We start from the raw sequence: 23,529 nt of genomic DNA, 5'->3' as shown, positions 1-23,529 counted from the left end.
GCCACAGCTCCGAGCCGATGCCAACCAACCCGTCTTCGCCGGAGCTGCCGCCGGGCTTTTCCGCGGTCCCGCCGGGCCACATCGCGGCCATCGTCACCAGCCTCGAGATGGTCGAGCCGCCGGCCCCGCGGCCAGCGCGGCCTTTCCCGGCCGGGACGGCGCTGCACCGCCTCGTCCGGCCGGATTGCGAGACCTACCGCAGGCTGTATCGGGCCGTCGGGGCGGACTGGCTGTGGTTCTCGCGCCTGACCCTGCCGGACGCGGCGCTGCAGACGATCCTCGACGATCCGCGCGTCGAGATCCTGGCGCTGCGCCGGGACGGCACGGATCTCGGCCTGCTGGAACTCGACTTCCGCGAACCGGACACCTGCGAGCTGGCCTTCCTCGGCCTGATCCCGAGCGCGGTCGGGCAGGGGCTCGGCCGCCCGCTGATCGACGCGGCGATCGGCAGAGCCTGGTCGCACCCGATCCGGCGGTTCTGGGTGCATACCTGCACGTTCGACCATCCCGGGGCGCTCGGTCTCTACCGCCGCTCCGGCTTCACGCCCTGCGCCGTCGCGGTCGAAGTCGCACCCGATCCGCGCCTCACCGGCGTCCTGCCCCGGACCTGCGCCCCGCACGTGCCGGTGCTGGCGTGACCGCCACGCCACATCGCGCCCTTGCGCGCGCGGCGATCGTCGGCCCCGGGTTGCGCCACCCAGCCCGGCGGTTCTAGCTTTCCTCTGGAGCCCAGAAGGAGTGCGCCGCCGTGAACGACAGGACGAACACCACTCTTCGCCCCGTCTCGTCCACGCTCCCGGCTCGTTATGTCCGCATTCCTCACCCTGGACGGTCTCGCCCTCCGCAGCCCTGAGGGCCAGACCCTCTTCGACGATCTGAGTCTGTCGCTCGGGAACGAGCGGGTCGGGCTGGTCGGCCGCAACGGCTCCGGCAAGTCGTCGCTCCTGCGCGTCGTCGCGGGTGAGGCCGAGCCCGCCGCCGGTAGCCTGCAACGCTCGGGTTCGGTCGGCCTGCTCCGACAGGACTGGCCGGGCGACTGCACGCTCGCGGACGCGCTCGGGATCGCCGCCCGGTTGGCGACGCTGGAGCGGGTGCTGGCCGGAACCGGCAGCCCCGACGACCTCGATGCCGCAGACTGGACCCTGGAATCGCGCATCGCGACCGCGCTCGCGGAAGCCGGCCTGCCCGGATGGCCCCTCGACCGCCGCATGGGTACGCTGTCGGGCGGCGAGCGCACGCGGGTCGGCATCGCGCGCCTTCTGGCCGAGACGCCCGATCTCATCCTGCTCGACGAGCCGACCAACAATCTCGACGGGTCCGGGCGGGACGCGATCCAGTCGCTGCTGCGCGGTTGGCGCGGCGGGGTGCTGGTGGCGAGCCACGACCGCGCTCTGCTGGAGCATGTCGACCGCATCGTCGAACTGACGCCCCTCGGGGTTCGGATCGTCGGTGGCGGCTGGTCCGCCTTCGCGGCCTGGCGGGAGACCGAGCGGGCCCGCGCCGCCGCCGAATTGGAGCGGGCCGACATCCAGTTGCGCGACGTGCGCGAGGCCGCACGGCAGGAACGCGAAGCCAAGGCCCGGCGCGACAGGGCCGGCCGCGCCGCGGCGGCCAAAGGATCGGAGCCGAAGATCCTGCTCGGCGCCCGGGCAGAGCGCGCCGAGAAGACCGGCGCCCGCGTCCGCGCCGTCGGCGAGCGGCTGATCGGGGATGCCGCCGCCCGGGCCGAGGCGGCGCGGGGGCGGGTCGAGGTGCTGGCGCCGCTGACCATTTCCCTGCCGCCGAGCGGGCTGCCCTCGGGGGCCGACCTGCTCGCCCTGGAGGATGTCGTCGCCGATCCCGGCGACGGCCCGCTCGGTCCCTGGACGCTCGCGATCACCGGTCCGGAGCGGGTGGCGGTTGAGGGCCCGAACGGCGCGGGCAAGACGACCCTGCTGACGGTGGCGGCGGGTTCAACGATGCCGGTCAAGGGCCGGGTGCGGCGGGCGGAGGGCCGGGTCGCCATGCTCGACCAGCATGTCGGGTTGCTCGACCCCGCCGCCAGCATCCTGGCCAATGTCCGCCGCCTGAACGAGGGTCTGAGTGAACGGGAGGCCTATGCGGTCTGCGCCCGCTTCGCCTTCCGCAACCGCGAGGCCGGGCGGCGGGTGGACACGCTCTCGGGCGGCGAGCGCCTGCGCGCCGGGCTCGCCGCCCTCCTCGGTCGGAAGGAGGCGCCCTGGCTGCTGATCCTCGACGAGCCGACCAACCACCTCGACATCGAGTCCGTCGCGCTGCTGGAGGGGGCGTTGCGGGGCTATGACGGCGCGCTGCTCGTGGTCAGCCACGATCCGGCGTTCCTGCGCGCCATCGGGATCGCGCGGACGGTCGAGATTCCGGGCCGGCGCTGAGCGGTGCGGCCCTACCGCCGCATCGTGTATTGCGACCGCCCGGCGGCCTGGCGCATCAGGAACGAGGCCATCTCGGCGAGTTCCGGGGCCTTGGAGCGGAACGTCACCGAGAGGGCGAGCAGCGTGTCCTTGTGGTCGAGCCCGGCATAGACCCGCTCCTGCACGGGCACGTGGGCGGCACGCAGCTTGGCGGCGAGGCTGACCGTGTGCCTCGGCTTCACCACGGTGTCGGAATCGCCGGAGGCCAGGAAGGTCGGCGGCGAGAGCGGGCCCGCGAAGGTCATCGGCTGAGTGAGCGGCAGGTCGGGGGCCTGCCCGAACACCTTGGTCGTGGTGTCCTGGTCGAGGGGCAGGAAGTCGTAGGGGCCGGACAGGCCCGCCACCGCCTTGATCACCTTGGGGTCGACACCGGCGGCATTGAGGTAGCGCGGATCGAGCCCGAGCATCACGGCGTTGTACGCCCCGGCCGAATGGCCGGCGAGCACGATGCGGCGGGGGTCGCCGCCAAAGGCCGCGATGTTGTCCCGCACCCAGGCGATCGCCGCGGCGCCGTCCTCGAGGAACCCGGGGAACGGCGCCTCCGGGTAGAGCCGGTAATCGGGCAGCACCGTCACGAAGCCCTGGGCGGCCAGCGCGTGGCCGACGAAGGCGTAGTCGTCCTTGGAGCCGCTCTGCCAGGAGCCGCCGTAGAAGAACACCAGCACGGGCGCCTTCTCGGCCGCCACCGTGGGGACGTAGACGTCGAGCCGGCGGCGCGGCCCCTCGCCGAAGGCCTGGTCGCGCGCCGCGAGGCGGCCGCCGGCGTCGCGCGGGCCGATCGCGTCGAACAGGGTCAGCGGCGAGGCGGCGGTGAAAGCGTACGCCGCGAGGCCGAGGCCGAGGAGGCTGGCAAGCGCGATGAGGAGCCGTGTCATATCCCGTCCGGTTGCCCTGATTGGCCCATTCAGGGCTCCGCTCGGGGCGGATTGATGACGCGAGCGGGGCAGCGGCTAAAAAATCAGGTCCGCAGCACGATGCAGGCGCCCCCGACCTTGCGGATGCGGCCGCACAGGTCGTCGGCGGCCTGGCGGCTCTGTGCGGGGAGGCGGATCCGGTAGAACGCCCGGGTGCCGCGGTTGCGCAGGCGGGTGCCGATGATCATCGGCCGGGCCTCGCCGATCACCCCGGCATAGGCGCTGCGCGCGCGGTTGAAGCTCTGCAGGGCCAGCGCCTTGGAGAAGTTGCCCGCGAGCTGGATGCCCCACGGCGCCGCCGGCCCCTCGTTCGGCCCCAGCGCGAAGCGGTCGCCGCGCGACGGGATGCGCAGGCTGGCCGTGACCTGCAGGCAGGTGACCGGCGCCTCGGGTTTGGTCTCTTTGGTCTCTTTGGTCTCTTTGGCCTTGGCCTCCGGCGCGCCGCCCTCGGGATACGTGATCGTCCCGGCGGTGCCGCCGCGCCAATCCTCGGCGGGCATTCCCGTGATGGCGGCGACGTAGGCCCGGGTCTCGGCGGGCAGGCCGCCCTCGCCGGACAGCCACTTGCTCACCCGGCCGGCACCGCCGTTATAGGCCGCCGCCGCGAGCCCGAGGTTGCCGAACTGCGTCTTCAGGTCGGCCAGCAGGTGGGCGGCGTGCGGGATCGCCTGCTCGGGATCGAACGGGTCGAGCAGGCCGCGCTCCCGGGCGGTGCCGGGCATGAACTGCGCGACGCCCTGCGCGCCGGCCGAACTCACCACGCCGACGCGAAAGCTGCTCTCGCGCCAGATCAGCCGGGTCAGGAACGGCACCGGCAGCCCGCGCGCCTTGGCGGACTCGTCGATGAGGCGGCACAAAGCCTGCTCGACGGTCTCGGTCGCCCCCTCGGACGGGGCCGCCGCGGCCGGGCCGGCGCAGAGCAGCGGGAGGAGGGCGAGGAGGCGCAGGCGGGGGGCGATCACGCAACCGCTTGTAGCGGGGCGCACGGGCGGATCAATCCGTACGGTTGGGGAGTGATGACGCGCTGGGCATCGCCGGCCCGCACCGCGAGCGCGGCGAACCGCGAAGGCGCCTTCCGGGGATCGCGCGGCCGGCCGGCGGGCTCCTTCGTGGCCGTGGCGACGCCGCCGCATCTCGGGATGAGGACCCGGACCGGAAAGACTATCTCAGTCGATCCCGGCGCGATCCGAAGCAAGACCACCGGGGACGATGATTTTTCCGCGTCTCACATCCGCTTAAGTTGCAAGGCCGAGGGCGCATTCCATCGACTGGACGCTGCGTCCGGCGCGCTTCATTTGCATGGCTCCAAACTTGGCCTCCGACTTGCTTAGCCTGCCCCGTCCTGGACGCATCCGGATCGGGAGACGGGAAGCGAGATGGCAGAGGCATCGGGGTTCAGTCGGCGCAAATTGATTGCGATGGTCGGCGCCGCCGCCGGGAGCGGGGCGGCCTATCAGGTGATGACCAGCCTCGGGTTCGCCGAGGAATCGCCCTATCGCGGGCCGATCCGGCTCGACGGCGATCCCAAGGGCGCCTCGGTGCTGGTCCTCGGGGCCGGGCTCGCCGGCATGACCACGGCGCTGGAGCTGCACCGGGCCGGGTACCGGGTGCAGATCCTGGAATACAACACCCGCGCCGGCGGCCGGAACTGGACGCTGCGCGGCGGCGACAGCTACACGGAACTCGGCGGCGAAACCCAGCGCTGCGCCTTCGACGCCGGCCTCTACCTCAACCCCGGCCCCTGGCGGATTCCCTACCACCACCACGGCGTGCTCGATTACTGCCGCCGGCTCGGCGTGGCCCTGGAGCCGTTCATCCAGCTCAACCACAACGCCTTCGTGCACAGCGCGACCGGTTTCGGCGGCAAGCCGCAGCGGATCCGCACGGTCAAGACCGATCTCGACGGCGCCACCGCCGAGCTGCTCGCCAAGGCCACCCGCAAGGGCGCGCTGGACGCGCAGGTCTCCAAGGAGGACCAGGAGATCCTGATCGAGGCCCTGCGGTCGCTCGGCGGGCTCGACGAGAACCTCGCCTACCGCGCCGGCCCGGATTCCTCGGAGTTCCGCGGCTTCGCCCAGGATCCGGGCGGCGGCCTCTCGGCGCGCCCGGTCGACGGCGAGCCGATGGCGCTGCACGACATCCTGACCTCGCGGCTCTGGCGCGGCCTGCAGAACTTCCTGCTCTACGAGTTCCAGACCACGATGTTCCAGCCGGTCGGCGGCATGGGCCGGATCGGCGAGGCCTTCGCCCGCGCCCTGCCGCCGGACACGATCCGGTACGGCGCCAAGGTCACGCAGATCGCCCAGGATGGCCACGGCGTCACCGCCACCTACCAGGATCTCGCCCAGGGCGGCGCGGTGCGGCAGGCCCGGGCGGATTGGTGCGTCTGCACCCTGCCGCTGACGGTGCTCAGCCAGATCCCGACCCAGGTCGGCCCGAAGATGAAGGCCGCCATCGACGCGGTGCCCTACGCCTCGTCCGTGAAGGTCGGGCTGCAATTCAAGCGGCGGTTCTGGGAGGAGGACGAGCACATCTTCGGCGGCATCTCCTACACCGACCTGCCGATCCGCCAGATCGCCTATCCCGCGACCGGCTACAATGCCGGCGGCAAGGGCGTTCTGCTCGGCGCCTATACCTGGAACGGGCCGAACTCCTACGAATTCACGGCGCTCAGCCCCGCCGAGCGGGTGCGCCGGGCGGTGGCCTACGGCAGCCAGATCCACCCGCAATACCGCACCGAGTTCGAGACCGGGATCGCGGTGGCCTGGCACCGGGTGCCGTTCACCCTGGGCTGCGCCGGCGATTGGACCGACGAGGCGCGGGCCCAGCACTACGACAACCTCTGCGCGATCGACGGGCGGATCATGCTGGCCGGCGAGCACGCCTCGTACATCCCGGCCTGGCAGGAGGGCGCGATCCTCTCGGCGCTCGACGCGGTCACGCGGCTTCACAAGAGGGTCCTGGCGGCATGAGTGTGTCTTCGATCACCCGAATCCTGGCGCTGCTCCTCGCCACCGGCACCGCCGCCGCCGCGCAGGAGCACGCCCTCCACGCGGCCGTCCCGTCGGCCGGCCCGGCGATGAGCGAGGGCAAGACCTTCATGGAGTCCGGGGGCGCGGCGCTCTACGCCCAGGTCTGCGCCGCCTGCCACCAGGCGGGCGGGGAGGGCGCGGTCGGCGCCGCCGCCTATCCGGCGCTCCGGCACAACCAAAAACTCGCCAGCGCCGGCTATCCCGTCACGGTGATGCTGTACGGCCTGCGCGGCATGCCCCCGCTCGGGCGCATGATGAGCGACACCCAGGTCGCGGAGGTGGTGAACTACGTCCGCACCCATTTCGACAACCCTTACGGCGACGCGGTCGCCCCCGAGGATGTGAAAGCGGCACGGCCATGATCGAACGGACCCTGATTTCCACAACCCTCGCGCTGGCCCTGCTGGCCGGGCCGGCTTCGGCCGAGGACATCACCCGGCACCCGATCCCGGGCTCGGACTTCCCGATCTCGGAGGCGGTGGAGGTGCCGGCCGGACACGCCACCGTCTATCTCAGCGGCTTCGGGCCGGCGGTGACCGATCCCAACGCCGAGAAGAACACGGTCGCCGCCTTCGGGGATACCCGCGCCCAGACCGCCTCGACCCTGGCCTCCATCGAGGCGGCCCTGAAGCGCCGGAACCTGTCGCTGCGCGACGTGGTGAAGATGACGGTCTTTTTGGTCGGCGACCCGGCCAAGGGCGGGCGGATGGATTTCGCCGGGTTGATGGAATCCTACCGCGAGAGGTTCGGTACGGCGGCCCAGCCGAACCTGCCGACCCGCTCGGCCGTGCAGGTCGCGGCTCTGGCCAATCCGGGCTGGCTGGTGGAGATCGAGGTCACCGCCGTGCGGCCGTGACGGGAAATTGCTCAAGCCGCCCGGACACCCGCCGCGTCACCCCGGGGCCGCGACACGGCGCCCGGGATGAATCCGGCTCCGGCCGGATGACGCGACCCGCTCCGTCCTGGCGTTCAGCGCGGCGCCCCGGGATGACCGGGTTGCTGTCGGAACGGCCTCGGTGAACATCTTGCGCGTTGGACAGGCGGGACGCTCCCTATCCAACCCGTTGCGAACACCTTGAAACGGCGGGCTCTCACTCCGTGACTCAACGCGCGCCGCCGAACCCGTATCCTCCTCGGCGACGCGCGCTCGGAGCCTCGGTTGCTCTGCAACATGCGCGCGAACGCCGATATGCGCAAATTTTTACTTGATACTTCAATATAAAGGAGACGAATTTCAATCCGTTCTTGTTTTTTGAAAACACTACACTGCTCGTGACCGAGCTTCGTTCGTCGGCCGCGCCATTAGCCGCCCTGAACGGCTGTCGCCTCGGCCGCACCCTCGAGGATTGTCTGCGCCCGGTCCCTGCCGCCACGGGGAAATTCCATTTCCCGGCAAAAGCCTGTCAATTTCACCGAACCCAAAGATGCGACACGTTATACGTTCAGATATGGCTTTCTCTTGGTTACCACTTTATCAAACCGCGGTAAATTCTCGCGCCACAACGCCGCTGCTTGTTGTGTCGGCGATAGATCGGAAACCAGATCTCTCATTTTATCCGGGGAGAACGGTGGATTTGGGCAAAAGTACGGGGTCAAGGGCCGGCTGGCATAGTAGTTATAAAACAAGGCCCTGCGATTTTTGCCTGTCGCAGGCTTACCCCTGTGGTAATATTTCGATGTGTCGCAAAATATGACGGACCCCGCCGGGCCCGTGAAGGTTGTGATGTCGAAATCGATCTTGCCCTCGTTTTGAGCATGTATCAATGTTTGCTGCTTGAAGCCTCGTGATTTTTCGAAATCGGGGGTCTTATGCTGCAAATGAAGAATTTCAAACGGACCGTCGTCGTCGCCGACATCATTCAGGTAGATGGCAACTTTCACCATCGGGCTGTCTTCGCTATCTTTATGCCAAGTTCTCGCGCCCCTCTCTAAACCATCGGCAACAGTGAAGAATATATCTACGCCCCCGAACGCAACGGGGAGCTTCAGATAATGCTCAATAATTTTTAGAAACTTGATATCCAACCCGGCGCAGAAAATGGTCTTGAATTGATCCATCAAAGATGGATGTGCGCCGAGCAGCTTTATGACATCGATATTCTTGCCTGTTGCGATGTAGGTTCGTTCCGTCAGATCATAAATCTCATTGGCGGCTGCGCGAAATCGGCTCGCCTTGAAGGACTCGAATGAATCCATGTCGGCCCTGCAGAAGCCCTGCTCATTCAAAGCCTGCGCCAGTGACGTCTCTTGATGCGTCAAGGTCGGCAATTCGTGACTGTAGGCCTTGATGAAAGAGGCCCGGTTATCGATCGATCTGCGTTTGATCGGACCAAGCGAGTAGACCGAATGTGTTGTTTTGGACGGCCATTGCGCAATGCGATGAAAGATCTTGTGCATCGTGAGAGCGGTCGTTCGCATTGCTTTCATGAGGCACCCGTTATTGCAAAGTTAGGCGCGCGATGGCTGGGGGTCCGCCGCTTCTGCTTTCCACCCATGCATCCAGAGTATACGCATCTCTGAATGTTGCAATTTTTGTATTTTGATGCCGACTTGAAGTGTTTTTATTTGATTTACGTTAAATGTCAAGCTCAAATGACTGGTCTTGGAACCTAAATCTCACTCCGACGATCACTATTGCCGACGTGTCTCAGGTGGATCGGTTCACGATCAATCTTCCGCGCCTGGGACCGCTTGGCCAGATCGCAAACATCACGGCGTCGCAGGCCGATTGACCGGATCGGGTCGGTCTGCGGCAGTCCGCCGGCGCGCGGCGCCCCATGGAGGCGAACTTCGCGGTACCACGCGACCGAGGCCGCGCGTGAACGCTGGTCCCGACGGGAGATTGGGCCGCCTCGGCTGCCCGATCGCGACCCGATCTCAACACCTTGCGCGGGCTGACCCCGGACCCTGTTCCTACCGCAGACCCGCCCTCGGCTCACCCGCCCAAGCCGGCGCGTCGTCCCCGAGCCGCCGGGCGGCCCGGTCCCAGCGCATCGCGGCGCCCGCCACATGCAGCGGTGGGCGCAGGCGATGCGCCGGCCCCCACGAGGTCGCCTCGACCTCCGGGGCGCGATCCGCCGGGGTCTCGGGGGCTAAGGCCGGCTCCGGTTCGGCCGGGCCGGCCGCGATCAGGAACCCCGCCGTCCGGGCCAGCGACAGGCGGGCGCGGCCGCCGGTGCCGTCGCGGAGCCGCCGGGCCAGCAGGCGGAGCGCGGCGGCCGCCATGAGGTAGCCGGTGGCGTGATCGAGCGCCTGGACCGGGAGGGGCACCGGCGCCTCGGCCTGCCGCCAGGCCTGCCCGGCCTGGGCGAGGCCGCAGCTCATCTGCACGAGGCTGTCGAAGCCGCGCCGGCCCGCCCAGGGGCCGGTCCAGCCATAGGCGTCGAGCGATACGTCGATCAGGCCCGGGGCCAGGGCCCGCCGCGCCTCCGGGCCGTAGCCGAGGCGGTCGAGGGCGCCGGGGCGGTAGCCGTGGACCAGCACGTCCGCCCCCGCCAGCAGCGCCTCGAAGGTCGCCCGGTCCGCGGCCCGGCGCAAGTCGAGGCGGGAGCAGGTCTTCCCCAAGGTCATCTCGGGAACGAGGGCCGGCTCGTCCCAGTCGGGCGCATCGATCCGCAGCACGTCCGCCCCGAACCCGGCCAGGAACCGGGTCGCCACCGGGCCGGCGAGCACCCGGGTCAGGTCGAGCACCCGCAAACCCGCCAGCGGCCGCTCCGGCCGGGGCCGCCAGCGCGACGCGCTCCGATCGGAGGCCGGATCGAACGCCACCAGGGGCTCGGCCGCCACCGCCCGGCCCTGGGGATGGGCCACCCAATCCTCCGATCCACGCATCTCGGCCGCGCAACCGCCCTCGGCCACCACCGCCGCCTCCAGGTCCGCCTTGTCCCAGCCGGCCACCGCCCCCGCCATGCCGGCCCGGTCGGCCCGGGATCCCAGCACCCGCTCGGCCGCAGCCCGGTGATGCGGGGCGTTGGTGTGGAGCCGGATCCAGCCGTCCCGGGTCCGGTAGTCCCCGGCCACCGGATCCCAGGGCGCCGGCACCCGCCAGCTATCCGGCCGCAGCGACGTCGCGAACCAGAACGAAGCGAGTCGCCGGTCCACCGCGATCGGCCCGTCGAGGCTCGCAACTTCCGCGAGCGCCAGGCCGGCGGTTGCAATCGAGGCCGCGGCGAGGTCGGTCACCCGGAACGCGGAGGGCAGGGCGCCGGACCCGGAAACGCGAAGGCTGGCCGCAGGCCGCGAAGACTCTTCGAAGGGAAGCCGAAGATGGGCGGCCAATTCTTCGTCGATCCCGGGCATGGCGCGTCCCTCCGCTGCGATCACCGCGCATGATCGCGCATCCGCGGGCGGGTAGGCTAGGGTCCCGCCCGCGCTATAAGGTTCCCATGTCAGAGGCCGAAACCCCGCCGCTCCTGTCCGTCGAGGGCCTGTCCGTCGCCTTCCGCTCCCGCGCAGGCGAGACGGCGGCGGTGGACTCGATCGGCTTCACGATCCGCCGGGGCGAGACCGTGGCGCTGGTGGGCGAATCGGGCTCCGGCAAGTCCGTGACCGCCCTGGCGATCCTGCGGCTGCTCGACGGCGCGGCGCGCCAGAGCGGGAAAATCCTGTTCAAGGGCAGGGACTTGGCGATTCTGCCGGAACGCCAGATGCGCGACGTGCGCGGCGCCGACATCACCATGGTGTTCCAGGAGCCGATGACCTCGCTCAACCCGCTCCACACGATCGAGCGGCAGATCGGCGAGGTACTGGGGCTCCACCGCGGCCTCACCGGCAAACCCGCCCGGGCGCGGATTCTCGAGCTTCTAGAACTGGTTGGCCTGCGCGATGCCGCGCGTCGCCTGGGCGCCTACCCGCACGAGCTCTCCGGCGGCCAGCGCCAACGGGTGATGATCGCCATGGCGCTGGCCTGCGAACCGGACCTGCTGGTCGCCGACGAACCGACCACCGCCCTCGATGTGACGGTGCAGGCCCAGATCCTGGCGCTGCTGGCCGACCTCCAGAAGCGGCTCGGCATGGCGCTGCTGTTCATCACCCACGATCTCGGCATCGTCGAGCGCATCGCCGACCGGGTCTGCGTGATGCTCAAGGGCAAGATCGTCGAGGCCGGCGAGACCGGCGGCGTCTTCGCCGACCCCCAACATGAGTATACCCGCCGCCTCATCGCCTCGGAACCGAAGGGCCGGGCCAACCCGGTCCCGGCCGACGCGGCACCCCTGGTGGAGGCCGGCCCGCTCAAGGTCTGGTTCCCGCTGAAGGCGGGCGCGTTCCGGCGCGTCACCGGCCACGTCAAGGCGGTGGACGGGGTCTCGCTCACGGTGAAGGCGGGCGAAACCGTTGGTGTCGTTGGTGAATCCGGGTCCGGCAAGACCACGCTGGGCCTCGCCCTGCTGCGGCTCACCGGCTCCGAAGGCCCGATCGTGTTCCTGGGCCAGGCCATCGACGGCTTCACCGTGGCGCAGATGCGCCCGCTCCGGAAGGACATGCAGGTGGTCTTCCAGGACCCCTACGGCTCGCTCTCGCCGCGCATGTCGGTGGCCGACATCGTCGCCGAGGGGCTGATCGTTCAGGGCACCGCGCGGTCCCGGGCCGAGCGGCGGGCGGTGGTCTCGAAGGCGCTCACCGATGTCGGCCTCGACCCGGCCGCCATGGACCGCTACCCGCACGAATTCTCCGGCGGCCAGCGCCAGCGCATCGCCATCGCCCGGGCGATGGTGCTCAACCCCCGTTTCGTCGTGCTGGACGAGCCGACCTCGGCGCTGGACCGCTCGGTGCAAGCGCAGATCGTGACGCTGCTGCGCGACCTGCAGCGCGAGCGCGGGCTGGCCTACCTGTTCATCAGCCACGACCTGAAGGTGGTGCGGGCGCTCGCGAACTACGTGGTGGTGATGCAGAACGGCCGGGTGGTCGAGGAAGGCCCCGCGGAGACGATCTTTTCCGATCCGCAGACACCCTACACAAGGGCGCTGTTCAAGGCCGCCTTCGCCCTCGACAGCGATGTCGCCGCAGAGCTGGAGCCCGCCTGACCATGGCGCGCGCCCTCCTCATCGTCCTCGATTCCGTCGGCATCGGCGGCGCCCCGGACGCCGCCGCCTACGGCGATGAAGGGTCCGATACGCTCGGCCACATCGCCGAGGCCTGCGCGGCCGGGCGCGGCGACCGGACGGGCCTGCGCGCCGGCCCGCTACGCCTGCCCCATCTCGCGGGCCTCGGTCTGGGTCTGGCGGCCGCCGGAGCTTCGGGCCGCGTGCCTCCGAACCTCGCCCCCGTGGGTGAACCGGAGGGCGCCTACGGCCACGCCGTGGAGACGGCCGCCGGCAAGGACACCCCGTCCGGCCATTGGGAGATCACCGGGCTGCCGATGCCCGAACCCTGGGGCCATTTCCCGAACAGCCGGCCGGCCTTCCCGGTCGCGCTGACCGCTGCGTTGATCGCGGAAGGCGGCCTACCCGGCATCCTGGGTGACCGGCACGCGCCCGGCGTCGCCATCATCGACGAACTCGGCGCCGAGCACGTCCGGACCGGCAAGCCGATCTGCTACACTTCGGCCGACAGCGTCTTCCAGATCGCGGCCCACCAGGAGACGTTCGGGCTGGAGCGGCTCTACGCGCTTTGCATGACCGCGCGCCGCCTGTGCGATCCCTACCGGGTCTGCCGGGTGATCGCCCGTCCGTTCGTCGGGTCCGCGGAGGCGGGCTTCCGCCGGACAGGCAACCGCAAGGATTTCGCGGTCGCCCCCCCGGGGCAAACCCTGCTCGACCGGGCCCAGGCCGAGGGCCGGGCCGTGGTCAGCGTCGGCAAGATCGGCGACATCTTCGCCCATCGCGCCACCGGCCGCGAGATCAAGCCGGGCGCGAACGCGGCCTGCCTCAGGGCGGGCCTGGACGCCCTGGAAGATCTACCCGAGGGTGGGCTGATCTTCGTGAACCTGGTGGATTTCGACACGGAGCACGGCCACCGCCGGGACGTGCCCGGCTACGCCGCGGAACTGGAGGCGTTCGACGCCCGCATCCCAGAGATCCTGTCGGCGCTCGGGCCCGGCGACCTCGCGGTGATCACCGCCGACCACGGCAACGATCCGACTTGGCCGGGGACCGACCATACGCGAGAGCAGGTGCCGGTCCTGGCTTTCGGGCCCGGCATCGCGTCCCGATCGATCGGCCGGCGGGACACCTTCGCCGACATCGGCGCCACCCTCGCGGCCCATCTCGGCCTGGCCTGGGACGGCGCCGGCCGATCGTTCCTGTAGGAAGCCGAGACATGCGAGACGACGACGACCGGCCGCGCAAGGCCATCGCCCACGAGATCGGGCAGCCCCTCGACACGCTGTCGCTCTCCGACCTCGATGCGCGCGTCGCGCTGCTGCAAGAGGAGATCGCCCGGATCGAGGCTGCCCGGGCGGCCAAGCAGGCGGCCCAGGGCGCGGCCGACGCCTTCTTCAAGCGGGGCTGACATCTTGGATCGGACCGAAACCCTCGCGGCCCTGCGGCGCGGCGAGCTCGCGGGCGCCCGGGAACTGCGGCTGCCGGACGGACTCGTTGAATTCCCCCAGGAGGTGTTCGGCCTCGCAGACACCCTGGAAGTGCTGGATCTCGGGCGTGGCAGCCTCACCGACCTGCCGGGCGATCTCGGCCGCCTCCAGCGTCTGAGGGTGCTGTTCTGCTCCGGCAATCCGTTCGAGCGGCTGCCGCCAGTCCTCGGCCAATGCCCGACGCTGAGCCAGCTCGGCTTTCGCGGATGCGGCATCCGGGAGGTGCCGGCGGAGGCGCTACCGCGCGACCTGCGCTGGCTCACCCTCACGGACAACCGGATCGAGACGCTGCCGGATGCGCTGGGCGCGCGGCCGCTGCTGCAGAAGCTGATGCTGTCGGGCAACCGCATCGCGCATCTACCCGAGAGCTTGGCGGAGGCGCAGAACCTCGAACTCATCCGCTTGTCCTGCAACCGGCTCGACTCGCTGCCGCCCTGGCTGGCCCGCCTGCCGCGCCTCGCCTGGATCTCCTACGCGGGCAATCCCGCCGAACCGCCAACGGAGCCTGCCCAGGCGGCGGCCGTGCCGTGGACGGCGCTCGAGGTCGGCGATTTGCTTGGGGAGGGGGCCTCGGGCCGGGTCCACCGGGCCGTCTGGCGTGGGCCGTCCGGCCCGCAGGAGGTGGCGCTGAAGCTGTTCAAGGGCGCGATGACCAGCGACGGCCTGCCGGAGCGCGAGATGGAAGCCTGCCTCGCCGCCGGAACTCATCCGGCACTTACGGGTGCCCTCGGTCGGCTCGTCGACCATCCCGAAGGCGCACAGGGCTTGCTGCTCCGGCTCTTGCCATCGCAGTGGCGCGTTCTCGCCGGGCCGCCAAGCCTCGCGAGTTGTAGCCGCGACTGCTACGACCCTGCTCTGACGCTCGCCACCGGGCATGCCCTGCGCATCGCCGGCGCAGTGGCCGACGCCGTGGCCCACCTGCACGGGCGCAACCTGCTTCACGGCGACGTTTATGCTCACAACACGCTGTGGGATGCCGCGACCGGCGGCGCCGTGCTCAGCGATTTCGGCGCCGCCTCGGCGCTGCCTGCCGGCGAAGACGGTGCGGCGTTGAAGCGGATCGAGGTGCGGGCAGTGGGGATCCTGATGAGCGAATTGCTGGACCGCAGCAACGCGGTACCGAACAGGCTGCAGGCGCTTGTAGAGGCCTGCCTGCAACCGAACCCGAAGAAGCGGCCCGATCTGGCGGACGCAATCTCCGCGATCAGGCGGATGTCAGAGTAACGTCACAGCACGATTTTCCGACGGACAGGTTTTCTGTTGCGCGCGGCGTTTCTGCGAGGCAATCTCGATCATTCGCAAAGGTGACGACGGCGCCCTTTATGAACAGTCGCGGCCTCGAGTCTTTAGGAATCGTTCCAGAAACGCTTCTGATTCCGCTGGCCGCCAGGATGATCGCACAGGATCGCCATCCCGATCTTCAGTTCAGGGACAGCGAAGCCTCACGGATCGGGGCCGCGCTGGGTTTCGATCCCGCGCGCTTTGCCGGAGATACGGGCAGCATGCGCGGTTCGGTGATCCGCGCCCAATGGTTCGACCGGATCACCGAAACCTTCATCACGTCCCACCCATCGGGCTTGTGCGTCAGCATCGGTTCGGGGCTTGACGACCGTCCGGCGCGCATCCGGCTGCCCGCCACGCTTGACTGGATCGACGCGGACTTCGCAAACGTCGTCCGTCTCCGCGATACCCTGATCGCCCGCCGCGCAAATGTCCGGACCCTCACCGTCATGGAGACGGAGCCGCTTGCCTGGATGGACGGCATCAACTGGGTTCCCGAACGGCCAGTTCTGGTCCTGGCGGAAGGTGTCTCGATGTATCTCGCGCCGGCCTTGGGCGAAGATCTTGTACGCGGGCTCGTTGAGCGGGCGGGGCGCAACAGAGCCTCGATCGAGTTGGCCGCCGACTTCGCGTCCCCTGTCGTGGTGCGGCATTCGCGGCGCAACCCGAGTATCGCCAAGACTCGCGCGTCGTTTCTATGGGCGGTGGCACGGCCGGAGGCGGTGGGGGAGATCGCGCCCGGCCTCGCTTTGGTCGAGGCGGACGACATCACGCGCCGCTGCGGCGCAGTGGCTTGGACCATGGCCACGATGCACAGGCTTCTGACTGGCAGACCCGTCTATTTCTGCGGCCACTACCGCTACCGGCCCAGTTGATGCCCGTTCGCAGGGTCGTCGACCGACAGCACGGTGACGCGTATCCCGACCGAGCCGGACGACCGGCAGTGATCGATCGGGATATGCTGCGCCGTTCGCGATCAGGGACGACGATCACGCATCCGGGGCTGCGACGATCACCGATCCTTCAGCCCTGAGTTCACCGGATACGTACCAGCTATCCCACTGAGAGAACTGCCGGAAAACCCGGACATATCCCTTCGCCGCGAGAAGCGTGTCGATCGCGACATCGTTCTTCGGATTGTTCTCGACGGACATGACATTGAATTTGCGGCTGAAGCTGTAAGCCGACAGGATGTCGAGTTCGCTCCCCTCGGTATCGATCGACAGGTAATCGATGCAAGGAGGCGCCGCGTAGGCGTCGAGCAGATCGTCCAGGGAAATGGTTTCGATCTCGAGGCGCTGCCCGCGACTGCGCGTTTCCGCGAAATGGTCGGACTCGGCGAAGCTGGCGATGCCGCTCAATTCGGGATCCGAGTCGTTGGTCGCGATGAAGGTGACCGTTTCGTGCGACCGGGACGAAACGCATCTGTGCTCGATCGCGGCGTCTCGCTCGGCCGCCAACGCGGCATGCCAGATGGGATTCGGCTCCGCGAGAATCCCCTTCCACCCCAGTGTTTTTTCGAGCAGCCACGTGTTGCTGTTCTTCCTGCCGTTCGTCGCTCCGAATTCTACAAAGTAGCCACCGATCTTCTCGCCCAACTCGAAGCAAACCCATAGATCCTGCAAAATCTGCGATTTAGACCGAGATCTCCGCGCCAGGCAATACGCAAGGAACGCCGCATCGCGATCTAATATGAACCGTCGCACCTCCTTTCTGTTGAGCCGGAGAGCGTTGAATAACATCTTCTGCAGGGAGACATTGTCGAACAGCTTGCCGGCCAAGCTAGACGCACCGGAAAGGAGATAGTCCTTGGAAGTCATCACCGTCCGGCTCAGATACATGAATTTGCGCAGCGAATTAAATGTTTTTACTATAATGTCAAGGACATGGCGCAGCGCATCTCATGCGGTCGCGACCGGTTCAGATCGGTCCCGAACCGCCGGATGATGCTGTAGGCCGAAAAAGCCGGGTCTGCTTCGGGGATTTGTCGCCGTGCCGGCATCCAGGAAAGACCTGTCTCTGCCCTTCGACACCGGGACACCGGGCGGCCCCCATTCGTCATCGTGGACCGAGGCGGCCCCCGGGAGGCGCTGCCGCATCGGCTTGAGACCGATGGGCCTCGCGAGCCTATCGCGACAGCGGTGGCCCCGGATCGATCGCCGGCAACTCGTTCGCCGGGAGGGCCGCGCCGACCTGCGCCTGCGCACTACCAACCCCGCGCGCCCGGTTTGCCAGAGTGACGGTGAGGCGCTCGGCCGTATCGGGCTGCATCGCCGAGAGTACCTCGGCCATCTTGCGCGGGTTCATGGCCAACACGATCGGCACCAGCACGTCGTGGCCGAGGCGGTCGAACACCCGGGCAGCGTCCTTGGGCTTCATCGTCTCATACATCGTGACGATGTTCTTGAGCCCCTGCTTCTCAGCATCCTCGCGGGCCTTAGCCGCCGCGTCGACCTTCTCCTCCGCCTGCTTGAGGTCGCCCAGCCCGGTCTCGAGCTTGCGCTCGGCATCGTTGAGCATCTTCTCGCGCAGTTCCAGCTCGTCGTTCTTTTGGCGCAGCGCGTCACGCCGGGCTCCGAGCTTTTCCAGCAGCGCGCGTTCGGTCGGGGAACCGGATGCCGCCTTCGCTGGCTCGGGCGCGGGCATCTCCGGCGGCTTCTCGATGGGTGCCGCGGCCGCCTCCTCCTTGGCGCCAACCGAGCCGGTGGTAACCGGATCAGGCGGCTCGTAGCCGGTGCGTGCCCGGGCCACCGCCCGGCCATATTCGGGCAGGGTTCCGGCGCCGGGCAGGCCGACCTGCGCCAGGGTGAGCAGCTTGAGCAGCAGAAGGCCGGCGGCCGCGATCGCTACGGCATCGATCAGGCGCAGCCGCACCGGCCGCACGGGTTTCCGCCGCGAGCGACGCAGGGCCGTGGCGGCCGGGCGCGGCGCCTTCGGAATTGGCTTGGGTGCCGGCGGGATCTTTGGGGCCGGTACGCCGGTCATGCTGCGCGCGCCCGGACGCGGGCGAGGGCGCGCTCGCTCATGGCCAGGGCGGCCGCGGCGGCGGCGCCGAGGCGCTCGCCGTTGGGACTTGTGGGCTCGGACCGGCGCGTCACGGGAACCTCGGGCTCGGGGACCGCCCGCGGGGCGGGCGGCGGCTCGGCCCGGACCGGCGCGGCGCGCATCTGCGCGACGATCGCGCCGATGCGCATCACGACGGTCTCCCCGGCCTCCACCTGCGCCGCCAGTTCGGCGGAGCGGGCCGTGGCGGCCTCGATCCGTGTGGTCAGGGTGCGGTCGCCGTCGTCGATCGCCGAGCGCAGCCCCGCGATGGCGCGCTCGGCGGTGCCGGTGGCGACCATCAGGTCGCCGATGGTCTGGCGCAAGGCCGCCTCGTCACCTTTGAGCTGGCTGATCCGGCGCGACAGGCGCAGGCAGGTGACGATCGTGGCCGCGAGGAGGACGGCGACCAGGATGTCGGCGGCGAGCGTGACGAAGAGACTCATGATCCGGACCTATCGCACGCTAGACGTCTGTGTGGCTGTTCATCGAGGCCTCGTAGGCCTGGATGGTCGTGCGCGAGCGGCGCAGGGGTCGGGTGACCTGCACAGCGATGTTGCCGTCGACCTGGCCGATCCGCCCCTGTGTCAGGGCCCAGTCGCCGCACCGCACCGCGATCAGGTCGGAGGGCTTGGCGTCGAACATCAGGGTGTCGCCGACCTTGAGGCGCATCACCTGCTTGAGCGGCAGCATCATCTCATGGAGGACCGCCTCCATCGTGACGTCGGCCTGCCAGATCTCTGTGGCGAGGTGGCCCTCCCAAACATGGTCTCGGCCGAGCTTCTCGCCCATAAAGCTCTGGGTCAGCAGTTCCCGGATCGGCTCGATGGTCGCGTAGGGGAACAGGATCTGCAGCATGCCGCCACGCCCGTCGACGTCGAGGCGCAGGCTGATCAGGATCGCGGCGTTGCCGGGGCGGGTGATGGTGGCGAAGCGGGGGTTGGTCTCGATCCGGTCGATGCCGAAGGTCACCGGCGAAAGCGGCTGAAACGACATCTCCAGGTCGCCGAGCACGATCTCCACGAGGCGGCGCACCAGCGTCATCTCGATCGACGTGAACGGCCGTCCGTCGAGACGGCTCGACGAGCCGCCGCGCTTGCCCCCGAGCAGCAGGTCGAAGGTCGCGTAGGCGAGGTTCGAATCGACCGTAACGAGGCCGGAATTCTCCCATTGCTCGGCGCGGAACACGCCCAGCAGGGTCGGGAGCGGGATCGCGTTGAGATAGTCGCCGAAGCGCACCGAGGTGATGTTGTCCAGCGTCACCTCGACGTTGTCCTGGAACAGATTGCGCAGCGAGGTCGACAGCAACCGGATCATCCGGTCGAAGACGATCTCCAGCATCGGCAGGCGTTCGTACTGGACGACGCCCGAATCGACGATGGCCTGAACGCCCCCGGCCCCTGAGGCCGAGAGCTCGCGCATGGAGAAGCCGAGGACGCCGTCGATCTCGTCCTGGTTCAGCACCCGGTCGTTGCCGGCGAGTTCGGGGAGGTTGTCGCTCTCCCCATCCTCGATCATCGTCGCCCATTCGGCGGCGACGTCTCCAGCGTTGCGCGTGGTGCCCTGCTCGGCGAGGGCCGCGCCCCATTCCTCGGCGAGCGACGTGTCGCCGCCCTCGGCGCCCTGCTCCAGGAGGGCGGCCGACCAATCGTCTTCGGGAAGTTCGTCCTCGGGTTCCATCAGGCGCGTCCGTTCAAGGCCTGGTTCGCCGTGACCGCCAGGGTCATCGGGTGAGTCACTGGACGATCACGTCCTTGAACAGCACCGCCTCGACCTTGGCGGGATAGACGGCGACGTTCACGCGCCGCAGCAACTCCTCGCGCAGCCGGTAGAGCCCGACCGACCCGGTGAGATCACTCGCGCGCAGCTCGCGCATGTAGACCTGCAGGGTGTCCTCGATGCGCGGCATCAGGGGCTTCACCTCGTCCTCGACCCCGGCATCCTTGAGTTCCAGGGCGAGCCGCAGCTTGGCGTACTTGGCCTTCTCCTGCGGCGCGTCGGGGCTGAGGTTCAGCAGCATCTCGCGCATCTCGACGAACACGATCGGCTTCTTGCCGTCCGGGCCGACGCCCTTGGCGGCGTCACCATGCCCGCCGCCGTGACCACCACCATGCCCGCCGCCCGCGGCAGCCTCCTTGTCCTCACCGCCGCCGCCATGACCCATCATCATGAAGGCACCGCCGCCGACGACGACCAGCAACGCGGCCGCCCCGATCATGATGAGCTTCTTCTTGCCCTTCGGCGCGGCGTCGGCACCGGCTTCGCCCTCTTCGGCGGCCTTTTTGGGCGTCTTGGCCATGGGAAATAATACTCTCTCGCGGATATCCGCGTGCCGGGTATGACCGGATATCGGAGCATTACGGTTAACGCGTCGTTAAGCGGGCAAATCCTGCCGGGCCAGGATTGCCGCGGCGCAGCCCCGACCTATCCGGGTGGTTACCGACGCCTCGCGCAAATCGCTCCACTTGCAAGCAAATTTGTCTTTTCGGACGTTGGCACAGCGGATGCTGAATGGATCGTTGCCGCCACCGCGGCACGCGAGTGTCAGAGTCCACGATGCAGAATGCCCTCTTCGTCGGCGTGTCGAGCCAAGTGGCGCTTCAGCGCGAGCTGGACGTCATCTCCAACAACATGGCGAACGTCTCGACCACCGGCTTCAAGGGCCGGAGCACGCGGTTCCAGGAATACCTGATGCCGGTGGCGAGCGCGGATTCGTTCGCCCGCCCCGATAGGCGCCTTTCCTACGTCATCGACCAGGGCACGACCCTGGACCTGGGGCAGGGGCCGATCGAGCAGACCGGCAACCCGCTCAACGTCGCCGTGAAGGGCTCGGCCTTCATCGCGGTGCAGTCGCCGCAGGGCGAGCGCTACACCCGCAACGGCGCCTTCGAGATCGACCCGACCGGCGCGCTGGTGACCAGCGACGGCTACAAGGTCGTCGGCGACGGCGGGCCGATCACCATCAACCAGCAGGAGACCGGGCTGACGATCGGCCTCGACGGCACCGTGTCGACCAACCTCGGCATCCGCGGCAAAATCAAGCTCGTCACCTTCGCCAACCCGCAGCGGCTCACCAACGAGGGCGGCAACCTCTACGCGTCGCCCGAGCCGGCGCGCGCGGCCGGGCTCGACGGTCGCCTGGAATCCGGCGCGCTGGAGCGTTCGAACGTGCGCCCGGTGATCGAGATGACCCGGCTGATGGACGTGAACCGCTCCTACGCCATGGTGTCGAGCATGATCAGCCGGCTCGACGACCTGCGGGGCACGGCGATCCGCCGCCTCGCCGACGTCGCGTAAGGGGGGCTCGACCGATGCGCGCCCTCTACTCAGCCGCCACCGGCATGGCGGCCCAGGAACTGAACGTCCAGGTCATCTCGAACAACATCGCGAACCTGCGGACCACCGGCTACAAGCGCCAGCAGGTGCACTTCCAGGATCTGCTCTACCAGAACCTGCGCCGGGCCGGCTCCTCGACCTCGGAGCAGAACACCCAGCTCCCCGCCGGCCTCGCCCTCGGCTCGGGCGTGAAGACGACCTCGACCGCCCGCGTGATGTCGCAGGGCACGCTGAGCTCGACCGAAAAGGATTACGACGTCGCGGTCCGCGGCGAGGGCTTCTTCCGGGTGACGCTGCCGGATGGCCGCACCGCCTATTCCCGAGACGGCTCGTTCGACCTGTCGGCCACCGGCCAGCTCGTCACCCGCGACGGCTACCTGCTCGATCCGGCGATCACCGTGCCGCAGACTGCGACCGCGGTGACGATCAGCGCCACCGGCGCCGTCCAGGCGACGCTGCCCGGGCAGACCGCGCCGCAGGCGCTGGGCCAGTTCCAGCTCTCGCGCTTCGTCAACAAGGTCGGCCTCGAATCGATCGGCGACAACCTGTTCATCGAGACGGCGGCCTCGGGGCCGGCGATCAGCGGCCTGCCGGGAGCGGAAGGGTTCGGTAACCTTCAGCAGAGTTATTTGGAAGAGGCGAATGTGAACGCCGTCACCGAGATCTCGTCGCTGATCGCCGCGCAGCGCGCCTACGAGATGAACTCGAAGGTCGTGACCGCCGCCGACCAGATGCTCTCCACCACCTCGCAGATGTTCCGCAGCTGACCGCGCGTCCTGCCCTCACTTCAGGTCTCCGATCATGTATGCCGGCTCCCAGATCGATCTTGCCGACCTGCCCCTCGTCAGCACGGCGACGGACGAGAGCGACCTCAGCCCGATCGTCCGCCGGGCCCGCCCGCGGGTGGCGCTCCCCGGCGCCGCGGTTCTGATGCGCGCGGCGCTCGCCTTCCTGACCTTCGCGGCGATCGGCGCCCTGGCGATCCCGGCGATGGCCCAGACCGTACCGCCGCAGAGCGAGTCTCAGAAGGCGCAGCCGCGCCTGCGCGGCGACGTGACCGCCCGTGGCGACGTGCTCGCCCTGTCCGACCTCGTCGAGGGTGCGCCGGACGCGCTCGCCGCGCGGCCGTTGTTCCGCTCGCCTGCGCTGGGCGCCACCGGCACGATCCAGACCCGCCGCATCGTCGAGGCCGCCGCCGCCCTGGGCCTCACCGGCCTGGAGACCGGTGGCCGGATGCAGATCGCCGTGCAGCGCGCCGCGCGACGCTTGGGACCGCCGGATCTGGAAGCCGCGCTCAAGCGCGCCCTGGAGACGGGCTACGGCCTCGATCCACGCAGCGTGGCCGTCCGCTTCGACGGCGACGGCCCGACCCTGCTGGCGCCGGTCGACCTCGCCGGACAGGCCACGGCCCTCGACCTGACCTACGATCCGCGCTCCCGCCGGGTCACGGGGCTCGTCAGCCTCGGCGAGCGGCAGGCTTCGCTCCGGGTCTCGGGCGTGGTGGTCGAACTGCGCGAGGTGGCGGTGCTGACCCGATCGCTCAACCGGGGCGATCCGGTGCGAGACGGCGACCTCGTCGTCGAGCGCCGCCCCCGCGAGATGGTCGCGGCCGACGCGCAGGCCGGCGCCGCGGCGGTCCTGGGTGAGGTCGCCCAGCACGCGCTCCCGGCCGGCACGGTACTGCGGGTCTCCGACACCGCCCTGCCGGAGCTGGTCGCCCGGGGCGAGAGCGTGACCATCGTGTACGAGACCGCCAGCGTCAGCCTTTCGATGCGGGGGCTCGCCAACGAGGCCGGTCGGATGGGCGCGGTCGTCAACGTCGTGAACGTGGCCTCGAAGAAGGTCCTCCAGGCCACCGTGATCGGCCCCGGCCGGGTCTCGGTCGGCCCCGCCCCCACGGCTCAGCAGGCCGCCGCGGCCCCGCAAGTCCAGGCGACGGCGTCCCTGCGCTGATCGCCTATCCGATG

22 protein-coding genes are annotated in these 23,529 nt (G+C 69.2%); 13 read left to right on the top strand and 9 right to left on the bottom strand.

Going from position 1 to position 23,529, the window contains the following annotated elements:
- Positions 1–17 precede the first annotated feature (17 nt).
- Positions 18–638, top strand: a complete 621-nt coding sequence (locus FV233_RS01060; protein WP_147896376.1) for a GNAT family N-acetyltransferase — start codon at positions 18–20, stop codon at positions 636–638.
- 168 nt (positions 639–806) lie between these two features.
- A complete protein-coding gene (locus FV233_RS01055) occupies positions 807–2,390 on the top strand; it encodes an ABC-F family ATP-binding cassette domain-containing protein (protein WP_147896375.1) in 1,584 nt (527 codons plus the stop codon).
- Positions 2,391–2,401: 11 nt separating this feature from the next.
- Here FV233_RS01055 and FV233_RS01050 read toward each other — a convergent pair whose 3' ends face one another.
- Complete coding sequence (locus tag FV233_RS01050) at positions 2,402–3,304, bottom strand: alpha/beta hydrolase (RefSeq protein WP_147896374.1); 903 nt, start codon at positions 3,302–3,304, stop codon at positions 2,402–2,404.
- Positions 3,305–3,387: 83 nt separating this feature from the next.
- Positions 3,388–4,305, bottom strand: a complete 918-nt coding sequence (locus tag FV233_RS01045) for a lytic transglycosylase domain-containing protein (protein WP_147896373.1) — start codon at positions 4,303–4,305, stop codon at positions 3,388–3,390.
- Between the two features lie 414 nt (positions 4,306–4,719).
- On the opposite strand from FV233_RS01045, the gene FV233_RS01040 reads away from it, so the two are divergent.
- Genes FV233_RS01040 through FV233_RS01030 form a run of 3 tightly spaced genes read left to right on the top strand, consistent with a single transcriptional unit; the run spans position 4,720 to position 7,231 of the window.
- Positions 4,720–6,315, top strand: coding sequence for a flavin monoamine oxidase family protein (locus FV233_RS01040; protein ID WP_147896372.1), 1,596 nt, complete (start codon positions 4,720–4,722; stop codon positions 6,313–6,315).
- Entirely contained in the window at positions 6,312–6,737 is a 426-nt protein-coding gene (locus tag FV233_RS01035) for a cytochrome c (RefSeq protein ID WP_147896371.1), read from the top strand. The genes FV233_RS01040 and FV233_RS01035 overlap by 4 nt, the downstream gene beginning before the upstream one ends.
- On the top strand, positions 6,734–7,231 hold the full coding sequence (locus FV233_RS01030; RefSeq protein WP_147896370.1) for a RidA family protein: 498 nt from the start codon (positions 6,734–6,736) through the stop codon (positions 7,229–7,231). The genes FV233_RS01035 and FV233_RS01030 overlap by 4 nt, the downstream gene beginning before the upstream one ends.
- Positions 7,232–7,809: 578 nt before the next feature.
- Here FV233_RS01030 and FV233_RS01025 read toward each other — a convergent pair.
- A complete protein-coding gene (locus FV233_RS01025; protein WP_246689882.1) occupies positions 7,810–8,772 on the bottom strand; it encodes a hypothetical protein in 963 nt (320 codons plus the stop codon).
- 516 nt (positions 8,773–9,288) lie between these two features.
- On the bottom strand, positions 9,289–10,674 hold the full coding sequence (locus FV233_RS01020; RefSeq protein WP_147896368.1) for a CoA transferase: 1,386 nt from the start codon (positions 10,672–10,674) through the stop codon (positions 9,289–9,291).
- Between the two features lie 86 nt (positions 10,675–10,760).
- Between FV233_RS01020 and FV233_RS01015 the strand changes: the two genes are divergently transcribed.
- The 5 genes from FV233_RS01015 (at position 10,761) to FV233_RS00995 (ending at position 16,059) form a co-directional block, all read left to right on the top strand.
- Positions 10,761–12,398, top strand: coding sequence for an ABC transporter ATP-binding protein (locus FV233_RS01015; protein WP_147896367.1), 1,638 nt, complete (start codon positions 10,761–10,763; stop codon positions 12,396–12,398).
- Between the two features lie 2 nt (positions 12,399–12,400).
- Positions 12,401–13,621 carry a phosphopentomutase gene (locus FV233_RS01010; RefSeq protein WP_147896366.1) on the top strand — a complete coding sequence of 407 codons (1,221 nt, stop codon included), beginning with the start codon at positions 12,401–12,403 and terminating at the stop codon, positions 13,619–13,621.
- Positions 13,622–13,632: 11 nt separating this feature from the next.
- Positions 13,633–13,824 carry a DUF1192 domain-containing protein gene (locus FV233_RS01005; protein WP_147857656.1) on the top strand — a complete coding sequence of 64 codons (192 nt, stop codon included), beginning with the start codon at positions 13,633–13,635 and terminating at the stop codon, positions 13,822–13,824.
- A gap of 4 nt (positions 13,825–13,828) precedes the next feature.
- Entirely contained in the window at positions 13,829–15,127 is a 1,299-nt protein-coding gene (locus FV233_RS01000; RefSeq protein ID WP_187278030.1) for a leucine-rich repeat-containing protein kinase family protein, read from the top strand.
- Positions 15,128–15,225: 98 nt separating this feature from the next.
- On the top strand, positions 15,226–16,059 hold the full coding sequence (locus tag FV233_RS00995) for a class I SAM-dependent methyltransferase (protein ID WP_147896364.1): 834 nt from the start codon (positions 15,226–15,228) through the stop codon (positions 16,057–16,059).
- 114 nt (positions 16,060–16,173) lie between these two features.
- Here FV233_RS00995 and FV233_RS00990 read toward each other — a convergent pair whose 3' ends face one another.
- The 5 genes from FV233_RS00990 to fliL form a co-directional block, all read right to left on the bottom strand.
- Positions 16,174–17,004, bottom strand: a complete 831-nt coding sequence (locus FV233_RS00990) for an FkbM family methyltransferase (protein WP_147896363.1) — start codon at positions 17,002–17,004, stop codon at positions 16,174–16,176.
- 307 nt (positions 17,005–17,311) lie between these two features.
- The gene (locus tag FV233_RS00985) at positions 17,312–18,169 is read right to left on the bottom strand and encodes a hypothetical protein (RefSeq protein ID WP_187278026.1); all 858 of its coding nucleotides are present in this window, start codon (positions 18,167–18,169) and stop codon (positions 17,312–17,314) included.
- A complete protein-coding gene (locus FV233_RS00980) occupies positions 18,166–18,672 on the bottom strand; it encodes a DUF6468 domain-containing protein (protein WP_147896362.1) in 507 nt (168 codons plus the stop codon). The genes FV233_RS00985 and FV233_RS00980 overlap by 4 nt, the downstream gene beginning before the upstream one ends.
- Positions 18,673–18,691: 19 nt before the next feature.
- Positions 18,692–19,909, bottom strand: coding sequence for a flagellar motor switch protein FliM (fliM, locus tag FV233_RS00975; protein WP_147855648.1), 1,218 nt, complete (start codon positions 19,907–19,909; stop codon positions 18,692–18,694).
- Positions 19,910–19,961: 52 nt separating this feature from the next.
- Positions 19,962–20,525, bottom strand: coding sequence for a flagellar basal body-associated protein FliL (fliL, locus tag FV233_RS00970; RefSeq protein WP_147896361.1), 564 nt, complete (start codon positions 20,523–20,525; stop codon positions 19,962–19,964).
- 257 nt (positions 20,526–20,782) lie between these two features.
- Between fliL and flgF the strand changes: the two genes are divergently transcribed.
- From flgF to flgA, 3 genes are read left to right on the top strand one after another with little or no spacing between them, the layout of a single operon-like run.
- Complete coding sequence (flgF, locus tag FV233_RS00965; RefSeq protein WP_147896360.1) at positions 20,783–21,523, top strand: flagellar basal-body rod protein FlgF; 741 nt, start codon at positions 20,783–20,785, stop codon at positions 21,521–21,523.
- Between the two features lie 14 nt (positions 21,524–21,537).
- Positions 21,538–22,329 (top strand): flagellar basal-body rod protein FlgG, encoded by a 792-nt coding sequence (gene flgG / locus FV233_RS00960; RefSeq protein ID WP_007564701.1) that lies wholly within the window; start codon positions 21,538–21,540, stop codon positions 22,327–22,329.
- Between the two features lie 34 nt (positions 22,330–22,363).
- Positions 22,364–23,515: a flagellar basal body P-ring formation chaperone FlgA gene (gene flgA / locus FV233_RS00955; protein WP_147896359.1), complete on the top strand. Its 1,152-nt coding sequence runs from the start codon at positions 22,364–22,366 to the stop codon at positions 23,513–23,515.
- The last annotated feature ends 14 nt before the right edge of the window (positions 23,516–23,529 follow it).

Origin of the sequence: Methylobacterium sp. WL7 (assembly GCF_008040085.1) — a bacterium.
GTDB lineage: Bacteria > Pseudomonadota > Alphaproteobacteria > Rhizobiales > Beijerinckiaceae > Methylobacterium > Methylobacterium mesophilicum.
This window is presented reverse-complemented; position numbering and strand designations above follow the sequence as displayed.

Bases quoted from the DNA above. Each gene is read 5' to 3' on its own strand.
- flgG (WP_007564701.1), top strand. From the start codon at position 21,538: ATGCGCGCCCTCTACTCAGCCGCCACCGGCATGGCGGCCCAGGAACTG.
- fliL (WP_147896361.1), bottom strand. From the start codon at position 20,525: ATGGCCAAGACGCCCAAAAAGGCCGCCGAAGAGGGCGAAGCCGGTGCC.
- FV233_RS01035 (WP_147896371.1), top strand. From the start codon at position 6,312: ATGAGTGTGTCTTCGATCACCCGAATCCTGGCGCTGCTCCTCGCCACC.
- FV233_RS01005 (WP_147857656.1), top strand. From the start codon at position 13,633: ATGCGAGACGACGACGACCGGCCGCGCAAGGCCATCGCCCACGAGATC.
- flgF (WP_147896360.1), top strand. From the start codon at position 20,783: ATGCAGAATGCCCTCTTCGTCGGCGTGTCGAGCCAAGTGGCGCTTCAG.
- FV233_RS00995 (WP_147896364.1), top strand. From the start codon at position 15,226: ATGAACAGTCGCGGCCTCGAGTCTTTAGGAATCGTTCCAGAAACGCTT.
- FV233_RS01030 (WP_147896370.1), top strand. From the start codon at position 6,734: ATGATCGAACGGACCCTGATTTCCACAACCCTCGCGCTGGCCCTGCTG.
- FV233_RS01025 (WP_246689882.1), bottom strand. From the start codon at position 8,772: ATGCACAAGATCTTTCATCGCATTGCGCAATGGCCGTCCAAAACAACA.
- FV233_RS01040 (WP_147896372.1), top strand. From the start codon at position 4,720: ATGGCAGAGGCATCGGGGTTCAGTCGGCGCAAATTGATTGCGATGGTC.
- FV233_RS01055 (WP_147896375.1), top strand. From the start codon at position 807: ATGTCCGCATTCCTCACCCTGGACGGTCTCGCCCTCCGCAGCCCTGAG.
- FV233_RS00985 (WP_187278026.1), bottom strand. From the start codon at position 18,169: ATGACCGGCGTACCGGCCCCAAAGATCCCGCCGGCACCCAAGCCAATT.
- FV233_RS00980 (WP_147896362.1), bottom strand. From the start codon at position 18,672: ATGAGTCTCTTCGTCACGCTCGCCGCCGACATCCTGGTCGCCGTCCTC.
- FV233_RS01050 (WP_147896374.1), bottom strand. From the start codon at position 3,304: ATGACACGGCTCCTCATCGCGCTTGCCAGCCTCCTCGGCCTCGGCCTC.
- FV233_RS01020 (WP_147896368.1), bottom strand. From the start codon at position 10,674: ATGCCCGGGATCGACGAAGAATTGGCCGCCCATCTTCGGCTTCCCTTC.
- FV233_RS00990 (WP_147896363.1), bottom strand. From the start codon at position 17,004: ATGACTTCCAAGGACTATCTCCTTTCCGGTGCGTCTAGCTTGGCCGGC.
- FV233_RS01015 (WP_147896367.1), top strand. From the start codon at position 10,761: ATGTCAGAGGCCGAAACCCCGCCGCTCCTGTCCGTCGAGGGCCTGTCC.
- flgA (WP_147896359.1), top strand. From the start codon at position 22,364: ATGTATGCCGGCTCCCAGATCGATCTTGCCGACCTGCCCCTCGTCAGC.
- FV233_RS01060 (WP_147896376.1), top strand. From the start codon at position 18: ATGCCAACCAACCCGTCTTCGCCGGAGCTGCCGCCGGGCTTTTCCGCG.
- FV233_RS01010 (WP_147896366.1), top strand. From the start codon at position 12,401: ATGGCGCGCGCCCTCCTCATCGTCCTCGATTCCGTCGGCATCGGCGGC.